This window comes from Mesorhizobium sp. B2-3-5, assembly GCF_006442395.1.
Classification (GTDB): Bacteria; Pseudomonadota; Alphaproteobacteria; order Rhizobiales; family Rhizobiaceae; genus Mesorhizobium.
This window is the reverse complement of record NZ_VFVX01000004.1, coordinates 284,578-293,888: the sequence shown is the minus strand read 5'-3', so window position 1 is coordinate 293,888 and position 9,311 is coordinate 284,578. Positions and strand designations below refer to the sequence as shown.

Annotated in this window: 8 protein-coding genes; 3 read left to right on the top strand and 5 right to left on the bottom strand. The window is 61.0% G+C overall.

Features of this window, described 5'->3' with window-relative positions:
• Nucleotides 1-944, bottom strand: a 944-nt coding sequence (locus FJ958_RS07860) for an isomerizing glutamine--fructose-6-phosphate transaminase (protein ID WP_140741260.1), incomplete at its 3' end; no start/stop codon positions are given.
• A gap of 255 nt (nucleotides 945-1,199) precedes the next feature.
• On the opposite strand from FJ958_RS07860, the gene FJ958_RS07855 reads away from it, so the two are divergent.
• Nucleotides 1,200-1,595 carry an MAPEG family protein gene (locus FJ958_RS07855; RefSeq protein WP_140741302.1) on the top strand — a complete coding sequence of 132 codons (396 nt, stop codon included), beginning with the start codon at nucleotides 1,200-1,202 and terminating at the stop codon, nucleotides 1,593-1,595.
• A gap of 9 nt (nucleotides 1,596-1,604) precedes the next feature.
• Here FJ958_RS07855 and glmU read toward each other — a convergent pair whose 3' ends face one another.
• From glmU to FJ958_RS07835, 4 genes are all read right to left on the bottom strand, one after another.
• Nucleotides 1,605-2,972 carry a bifunctional UDP-N-acetylglucosamine diphosphorylase/glucosamine-1-phosphate N-acetyltransferase GlmU gene (gene glmU, locus FJ958_RS07850; protein ID WP_140741258.1) on the bottom strand — a complete coding sequence of 456 codons (1,368 nt, stop codon included), beginning with the start codon at nucleotides 2,970-2,972 and terminating at the stop codon, nucleotides 1,605-1,607.
• 158 nt (nucleotides 2,973-3,130) lie between these two features.
• On the bottom strand, nucleotides 3,131-3,835 hold the full coding sequence (locus tag FJ958_RS07845) for a hypothetical protein (protein WP_140741257.1): 705 nt from the start codon (nucleotides 3,833-3,835) through the stop codon (nucleotides 3,131-3,133).
• Nucleotides 3,795-4,832 carry a site-specific DNA-methyltransferase gene (locus FJ958_RS07840; protein WP_210243444.1) on the bottom strand — a complete coding sequence of 346 codons (1,038 nt, stop codon included), beginning with the start codon at nucleotides 4,830-4,832 and terminating at the stop codon, nucleotides 3,795-3,797. The genes FJ958_RS07845 and FJ958_RS07840 overlap by 41 nt, the downstream gene beginning before the upstream one ends.
• Before the next feature lie 173 nt (nucleotides 4,833-5,005).
• A complete protein-coding gene (locus FJ958_RS07835) occupies nucleotides 5,006-5,752 on the bottom strand; it encodes a cytochrome c biogenesis CcdA family protein (protein WP_140616215.1) in 747 nt (248 codons plus the stop codon).
• A gap of 190 nt (nucleotides 5,753-5,942) precedes the next feature.
• Between FJ958_RS07835 and FJ958_RS07830 the strand changes: the two genes are divergently transcribed.
• Nucleotides 5,943-6,320: a hypothetical protein gene (locus FJ958_RS07830; protein WP_140741255.1), complete on the top strand. Its 378-nt coding sequence runs from the start codon at nucleotides 5,943-5,945 to the stop codon at nucleotides 6,318-6,320.
• Nucleotides 6,321-6,686: 366 nt separating this feature from the next.
• A complete protein-coding gene (gene topA / locus FJ958_RS07825; RefSeq protein ID WP_140741254.1) occupies nucleotides 6,687-9,311 on the top strand; it encodes a type I DNA topoisomerase in 2,625 nt (874 codons plus the stop codon).

Genomic DNA, 9,311 nt, shown 5'->3' with positions numbered 1-9,311 from the left:
TAGCGCTCGAACCAGTATTTGCCGATCAGGCCGGCGAGATAGGCGGTGCCGCAGGCCGAGATCGCCAGCCGGCCGATTTTGGCGAAATCGAACGGCAGGTCGAGCGGCTTCGACACGCCGGAGACGAAATCGACATAGTGCGCCAGCGTGTGCGAGATCACCTCTGGCTGTTCATGGATTTCCTTCTCCATGAAATGGCGCCGGTTGCCCTTGTCGACCATGAAGCTGGTCGACAGCGATTGTTGGCGCTTGCGGTCGACCTTTTCGCCGCCGATGTCGAAGATGGCGACGCCATCGCGGCGCACCACCGCCCAGTCGCCGTCCTCGAGATAGGTGATCGAGTTGGTGAACGGGGCGAGCGCGATGGCGTCGGAGCCCAAAAACATCTCGCCATCGCCATGGCCGACGGCGAGCGGCGGTCCGTTGCGGGCGCCGACGATCAGGTTGTCGTCGCCCCTGAACATGATGGCCAGCGCAAAGGCGCCCTCCAGCCGCTTCAGCGCCTGGTGCGCGGCCTCGATCGGCTGCAGCCCCCTGGCCAGTTCGCGCGCCACCAGATGGGCGACGACCTCGGTGTCGGTCTGCGAGGCGAAGCAATAGCCGTCGCGCGTCAGCTCATCGCGCAGTTCGGCGAAATTCTCGATGATGCCATTGTGGACGATGGCGACGCCTTCGGAGAAATGCGGATGGGCGTTGGTCTCGTTGGGCACGCCATGCGTTGCCCAGCGCGTGTGGCCGATGCCGATGGTGCCGTCGAGCGGCTCGTCCCTGAGCCGGCGCTCGAGATTGACCAGCTTGCCCTCGGCGCGCCGGCGGGCAAGCTCGCCACGCTCGATGGTGGCGACACCGGCCGAGTCATAGCCGCGGTATTCCAGACGCTTCAGCGCATCGACGATGAGCGGCGCAACCTGCGAGTGGCCGACGATCCCAACGATACCGCACATGCAGACAGTCCCCGATTGCCCATGGAAAACCAGCGCTATTTAGGGATGGCCGGCCTGCCGCGAAAATCACATTGCATTTCGCCCCGTGTAACGGAACGCTTCAGCACGCATGCACCATGACAGACCGCTCTTGCAAGCTGGTTACCGCTATTGTTCAGGTTTTCGCGATGTTCCTGCGGCCAGCATCGTTTTGCGCGATATTGCTGGCGACCGGCCATGCTCCGTATAGAATTCGTCCGCAAGGAGGAATGCACCATGGAACGCTATTACCCGGTGGCTGCGATCACCCTGCTTTGCGGCCTCATGATATTCGGCATGGCCCTGACGGTCGCCCGCACCCATTCCACGACCGGAATACTCGCCCCGGCCATGACGGGCGACCCGCGGCTCGAGCGGGCGATCCGGGCGCACTGCAACACGATCGAATGGCTGCCGATCTTCCTCCCGGCCATGTGGCTGTTCGCCATCTACTGGAGCCCTGCCTGGGCCGCCGGCCTCGGGCTCGTCTGGCTGATCGGACGCATCGCCTATTTCGTCGGATATCTTTCCGCGCCGTTGAAACGGTATCCTGGATTCTTCATCCAGTCACTGACGGCCTTCGTGCTGCTTCTCGGCGCGCTTGGGCGAATTATCTATCTATGGCTTGCGTAATAGCATTGCCTATTCCGCAGCCTTCTTCTTCGCGGCCGCTGCCGAAGCAAAGCGCTCGCGCAATTCCTTGCCCTTACCGGGGATCGTCTTCTGGCGAGCCCGGCCGAAGGCCAGCGCGTCGTCGGGCACATTTTCGGTGATGACGCTGCCGGACGCGATGTAGCCGCCCTTGCCGATCGACACCGGGGCCACCAGCGACGAGTTCGAGCCGATGAAGGCGCCCTCGCCGATGTCTGTGAAGAATTTCGAATAACCATCATAGTTGCAGGTGATGGTGCCGGCGCCGATATTGGCCGCCGCACCCACCCGGGCATCGCCGATATAGGTCAGATGGTTGACCTTGGCGCCTTCCTCGATGATGGCCTGCTTGACCTCGCAGAAATTGCCGACCTTTGCCTTGTTCCTGAGATCCGCACCCGGCCGCAGCCGTGCGAACGGCCCGACATCGCAATTGGACGCAATGCTGGCGCCTTCGATGTGGCTGAAGGCGTGGATCTTGGCGCCGCCCGCGATCTTAACGCCCGGGCCGAACCAGACATTGGGTTCGACGATCGTGTCGGCGCCGATCTCGGTGTCGTACGAGAAATACACCGTTTCCGGCGCGACCAAGGTCACGCCCGACAGCATGGCTTGCTCCCGCCGGCGCTGCTGCCAGAGACCTTCGGCCTGCGCCAGCTCGGCACGGTTGTTGATGCCGAGCGCATTCTCGAAACTGGCTTCGGTGGCGACCACATCGAGACCTTGCGCGCCGGCGATCTCGACGATGTCGGTGAGGTAATATTCGCCCTTGGCATTCTGATTGCCGACCGCATCGAGCAGTTTCAGCGCATGCTTGCCCGCAATCGCCATCATGCCGGCATTGCAGAAGGTGATCTTCTTCTCCGCCTCGGAGCAGTCCTTTTCCTCGCGGATGGCGATCAGCTTGCCGCCTTTTTCGACCAGCCTGCCATAGCCGTTTGGAACGGGCGGACGGAAGCCGATCACCACGACGGCCGCGCCTTCGGCGAGTTTCAGCCGCGCCAGCGTCAGCGCTTCCGCATCGATAAGCGGCGTGTCACCGAACATGACCAGAATGTCGTCATGACCCCTCGATATCGCTTCACGTGCGGCAAGAACGGCATGCGCCGTACCCAGGCGCTCCTCCTGCACGAAGGTCTCTGCCTTCGGTGAGAATTTCGCCATCACCTCGCGCATCTCTTCCGCGCGATGCCCGATTACGATCGCCTCGCTGCTGGCGCCGGCGGCTTCGGCCGCCTTCACCACGTGAGCCACCATCGGCAGCCCTGCGATCGGGTGCAGCACCTTCGGCAGCGCGCTCTTCATGCGCGTACCTTCGCCGGCGGCGAGAATGACGGACAGGCAGGATCTCTGGCTCATGGACGGACAACCATATGAAAGCGTTGGGAGTCAAGACAGGATAGCAGTGGCGCCATGCTGCACCAATGCGGTTAAATTCAGGTGAGATGGTGGAGCAACTGATTCTTAATCAGCGGATCCTAGGTCGTGTGCTCCACGGCGATAATCGGGAAGTGCCCCTACAGCTTCTCGTACCGCGCACTTATTCGAGCAAGCGCCGCACCGTAGTCCATTGCGGTGCGCTTCTCATCCCTCCATGTGAAGGCGAAAGGCTTTTCGTTTGTCGCAATGAAATGCAAGAATATGAACTCATCGAACTTGGGCGCGGCGCGCTCGCGCAGATGCCGCTCCGCCTCAGCAGCTTCTTGGATAGGGTGCTTATATCTTTTGCCGTTCGTCGGCCAAAGCACCTCACCTTCAATTGAGCAGTAGTGGTTTGCCCAATTGATGCCTGCGATTCCCACGGTAATGGGTGTACCTCCCCTCGACTTGAAGTGAGTCACTTGATTGCCGAGATCAGTCACCACGCGATCAATCTGCTTGATCATTGCTTTGGCAAGGATCTTGACTTCCACGCCAATCTCGATGGTTGCAGTCGGGCCGCGGCCGACTGCAAATCCGTCATCGATTTTTAGATCAATACCCGGGACGCTCTCGCCGAAGGTGCCATCGCCTCTCCGAGCTTTGATACCGTGCCGGGTATTCTGCCGGTTAAGCACTGAACGACCGCTCTTCACTCTTTTCTGATAGCGATGCGATCGATCTATGGCATAAAGATCTTCGAACAAGTGCATCGCAACTAGGTCGCCCTGATTGGACGATCGATGCCGGTACTGCCTGCCTTCAAACAGCTCCTTGAACTTGGTGAGTAACTGGTAGTTCAATCTTGGTGCCGCCCCTTTTAGTGTTATCAACAATCAAGTTAGCGTTTACCGCGCCGATGTTGCGTTCGACAAGAGTGGCTCTTTCGATATTCTGTGAGGCCAACTCGATATAGGCTGGCTCAATATCCAGCGAAACGGAATTGCGGCCCGCCTCGATTGCGCCGATGGCAGTGCTGCCGGTGCCAGCAAACGGGTCTAGCACAGTATCTCCGGCGAACGAAAACATCCGAATAAGCCGCTCCGCAAGCTTCGGTGGATATGGCGCCGGATGACCGGTCCTTGTTGATGCGCCTCGCACATCTGTCCAAATCGAGCGCCACCAACTCTGCATTTCCTCTTTCGTCAACATCGAAAGAGCTTTTTGCAATCGTCCGATTTTCCGATAGTCGCCACCCTTTCGCATAAATAGAATGTACTCAATATCGTTTTTCACGACTGCATTGGGCTGATAAGGTTTCCCGTAAAAGCCTGCGCCATTCCCCTCCGCTTCGGTCACGCCGTTGGCAATTTTGTGCCAGAGGACAGGCGTCAAGACGTCAAGGTCGAGCGATCGGGCCCGCACCTGAATGTCTGCGTGAAGCGGAACAACGAAGTGCTTTCCATATCGTTTGCGTGGAACGCAGACGTCTCCTACGACACAGCAAATACGGCCACCGGGAACTAGGACCCGTGCGCACTCCCTCCAAACCTTATCAAGCTCGGTAAGGAACTCCTCATAATCGGCAATATCGCCTAGTTGTCCGCGACTGCCAACGTATTCTTTGAGAGTCCAGTATGGCGGCGAGGTGACCACAAGGTGAATACTTTCATCAGCTAAGCTGGAAAGATTGCGTGCGTCACCGAGTGCCAATTTATGAGTCGTTTTGTTGAATGGTTCAGGCCAAACTGTTTCGCGGAATCGCTCGTTCGCAGCCCGATAAACTTGTAGCCCCTCCGAGCTATTGTCGGATGCCGGAAGTGTGAAGGTCTCGCCACGTAGTTGAAACACGTTTGTCACAGACGTTCCCTCTCTGTTCTCGGCTAGAGCTACAACCTTAGATAGCGTCGGTCAATCGAAATCAACCTAACGATAGGCGACAAGCGATCTACATGTCCGTGGCTTACCCACAATAATTGAGTCTGGCCAGAGCACCTAAGGCTACTCAACGCCAAACGGCTTCAGCCCAGAACTTACCCCAGCCGCCCCAGCACCGGGAAATTCTCCAGCAGCCAGTACGATACCGTCTGCACCCCGCCGGTGAGAAAGAACACGCCGGCGACGACCAGCAATGCGCCGATTGCCTTCTCGACACGGCCGAGATGGACGCGGAATTTGCCGAGGAAGCGCATGAAAGCTCCGGAAAATAGCGCCGCGATCAGGAAGGGAATGCCAAGCCCGAGCGAATAGGCAGCGAGCAGCAGCGCGCCCTCGCCCACTGTTTCGCGGCCGCCCGCCAGCGTCAGGATCGGCCCCAATACCGGACCGATGCACGGCGTCCAGCCGAAGGCGAAGGCCAGGCCCATAACATAGGCGGCGACGGCACTGGCCGGCTTGCCCTGCGACTGGAAGCGCGCCTCGCGCGACAGGAGCGGGATGCGCAGGATGCCCAGGAAATTCAGGCCCATCAGGATGATCAGCACACCGGCGCCCATCGCCAGCGGCTCCTGCCAGACGCGCAGCAGCCGGCCGATGGTCGAGGCGCCCGCGCCGAGCGCCACGAACACGGTCGAGAAACCGAGCACGAAGGCGATCGAGGAGTAGAGCAGCGCGCCGCGCGCGCCTTCCCTTGCCGTCACACCGGCATTGCCGCGGAAATCGTCGACCGAAACGCCGGCCATGTAGCAGAGATAGGGCGGCACCAGCGGCAGCACGCAAGGCGACAGGAACGAGATGGCGCCTGCCCCGACCGCGCTGACATAGCCGATGTCCAATGCCATTCCAAAAGCTCCGACTGTTCTGGCGACGATATAGCGGCACGCGGGTTTGTTCGCCAATCACCATCCTGTGGCCAGTCACCATGCTGTGGCAAGTCACCGCGGGCGGGGGAAGAAAGCAGCCGCGCATGGCGTTGACACATCGAGGCCGCAATTTCCCGCGAGTCTCCAGATATCAGCCAGGGAGATTTCCATGAAAACGATGACCGCAGCGCTGGCCGCGCTTCTGCTCGGCACCGTAGCATCCTTCGCCGCCGAGGCGTGGAAGGAAGCCGAGGCCGGTGGCACCAAGATCTACACCGACGCCATGGGCATGACGCTCTACACCTATGACAAGGACGGGAAAGGCAAGACCAATTGCTACGACAAATGCGCCGCCAATTGGCGGCCGCTGAAGGCCGAGGCAGCCGCCAAGGACAGCGACGGATGGACTGTTATCGACCGCACCGACGGCACCAAGATGTGGGCCTATGACGGCAAGCCGGTCTACACCTTCATCAAGGACAAGAAAGCCGGTGACATGAACGGTGACGGCGTCGCCGGCGTCTGGCACGTCGTCAAGGCCGACTGAGCCTCAACACCCGTTCCCGCTTGCCGGCGGGACAGAGGATGGTCGCCGCCCCCCATGCAGCGGCGGCCAGCTTCCTTTCGTGCACCGGGACATGTGGTCGAGGGGCGGCACGCCAGGCGATTTTTCTCGACTCACCGGAAGAGCATCCGGTCATTTTCGCCGGCTTGCGGCCATCACCTCCCCTGACCGAAATTCTGTGATTTTCTTCATACACTCTAAGAGTGTATTCGCTGCGGACCGTCCGGCAATTTAGACGCCTCCCCTTGACCGGATGCAAAAGCGCGGCCATGTGAGCGACAAACAGAAACGAGATTTCGTCGCGCGCAGCGGAATTCTTCTGGCGCATCACAGCAGATAAGAGACCTCATGGACGTCGTCGTCGTCGAATCGCCGGCCAAGGCGAAGACAATCAACAAATATCTCGGCAGGAACTACAAGGTCCTGGCCTCGTTCGGCCATGTCCGCGATTTGCCGGCCAAGGATGGCTCGGTGCGCCCGGATGAAGATTTCGCCATGTCCTGGGCGGTCGATACCGCATCGGGCAAGCGGCTCGCCGACATCGCCAAGGCGGTCAAGGATGCCGATGGCCTGATCCTCGCCACCGACCCGGATCGCGAAGGTGAGGCCATTTCCTGGCATGTGCTGGAAGTATTGAAGCAGAAGCGAGCGCTGAAGGACAAGCCGGTCAGCCGCGTCGTCTTCAACGCCATCACCAAATCGTCGGTGCTGGAGGCGATGGCCAATCCACGCCAGATCGATGCGCCGCTGGTCGACGCCTATCTCGCCCGCCGGGCGCTGGACTATCTCGTCGGCTTCACGCTGTCGCCGGTGCTGTGGCGCAAATTGCCTGGTGCCCGTTCGGCCGGCCGCGTCCAGTCGGTGGCATTGCGCCTGGTCTGCGACCGCGAATCCGAGATCGAGCGTTTCATCCGCGAGGAATACTGGCAGATCGCGGCCATCCTCGGCACACCGCGCAACGAGACTTTCGAGGCGCGGCTGACCGCCTTCGAACGCAAGAAACTCCAGAAACTCGACATTTCCAACAAGGCGCAGGCCGACGACATCAAGGCGATGCTCGAAGGTGCGGCCTTCAAGGCGCTGTCCGTCGAAGCCAAGCCGACCAAGCGCAATCCTGGCCCGCCCTTCACAACCTCGACGCTGCAGCAGGCCGCCTCGTCGGGCCTCGGTTTCTCGGCCACTCGCACGATGCAGGTGGCGCAGCGGCTTTATGAGGGCATGGACATTGGCGGCGAGACCGCCGGCCTGATCACCTATATGCGAACCGACGGCGTGCAGATGGCGCCCGAGGCGATCTCGGCCGCTCGCGATGCGATCGCCAAGGAGTTCGGCCCGAAATACCTGCCGGAAAAGCCGCGTTTTTACACCGCCAAGGCCAAGAATGCCCAAGAGGCGCACGAGGCGATCCGCCCGACGGATTTCATGCGCACCCCGGCATCGGTCAGGCAGTATCTCGATGCCGACCAGGCGCGGCTTTATGAACTGATCTGGAAGCGCGCCATCGCCAGCCAGATGCAGCCAGCCGAAATCGAGCGCACGACTGTCGAGATAGAAGCCGTGAACGGGGCTCGTATCGCCGAGCTTCGCGCCGTGGGTTCGGTCGTCCGCTTCGACGGTTTCATCGCCGCCTACACCGACCAGAAGGACGACGACGCCGAAGACGAGGAAAACCGCCGCTTGCCCGAAATCCGGGCCGGCGAGCAGCTCACCCGTCAGGCGATCAACGCCACCCAGCACACGACAGAGCCACCGCCGCGTTACTCCGAGGCCTCGCTGATCAAGAAGCTGGAGGAACTCGGCATCGGCCGGCCGTCGACCTATACGGCGATTCTGAAGACGCTCGAGGACCGCGACTATGTCGCCATCGACAAGCGCCGGCTGGTGCCGCAGGCCAAGGGCCGCCTGCTCTCGGCTTTCCTCGAAAGTTTCTTCGAGCGCTACGTCGAGTACGACTTCACCGCATCGCTCGAGGAAAAGCTCGACGAGATTTCGGACGGCAAGCTCGCCTGGAAGGACGTGCTGCGCGACTTCTGGAAGGATTTTTCCGGCGCCGTCGCCGACATCAAGGAGTTGCGCGTCACCGACGTGCTCGATGCGCTGAACGAGGAACTGGCACCGCTGGTGTTCCCCGCACGGGAAGACGGTTCGAACCCGCGCATCTGCCCGAAATGCGGCACCGGCAATCTGTCGCTCAAGCTTGGCAAGTTCGGTGCCTTCGTCGGCTGCTCCAACTATCCCGAATGCTCCTTCACCCGCCAGCTCGGCGACGCCGCCAACCCGAATGGCGAGAATGGCGGCGGCGAGGACGGCACCAGGCTGCTCGGCAAGGACCCCTACACGGCGGAGGAAATCACGCTGCGCTCTGGCCGCTTCGGCCCCTATATCCAGCGCGGCGAGGGCAAGGACGCCAAGCGTTCCAGCCTGCCCAAGGGCTGGACGCCTGACTCCATCGATCATGAGAAGGCGCTGGCATTGTTGTCGCTGCCACGCGACGTGGGGAAGCATCCCGAGAGCGGCAAGATGATTTCGGCCGGGCTCGGCCGTTACGGTCCCTTCGTGCTGCACGATGGCACCTACGCCAATCTCGACAGCATCGAGGATGTGTTCTCGATCGGCCTCAACCGGGCCGTCACCGTGATTGCCGAGAAGCAGTCGAAGGCCAAGGGCGGCCGCAACGGTGGTACTCCGGCAGCGCTGAAGGAGGTTGGCGACCATCCGGACGGCGGCGGCAAGATCGTCGTGCGCGACGGCAAGTACGGACCTTACGTGAATTTCGGCAAGGTCAATGCCACGCTGCCCAAGGGCAAGGATCCGCAATCCGTCACCATGGAAGATGCGCTGGCGCTGATTGCCGAGAAGGAAGCCAAGGGCGGCGGCGGCAGGAAACCGGCCCGCAAGACTGCGGCGGCAGCGGCCAAGGCCCCGGTCAAGAAAACAGCGGCCAAGAAGCCGGCCGCGAAGAAAAAAGGGTAG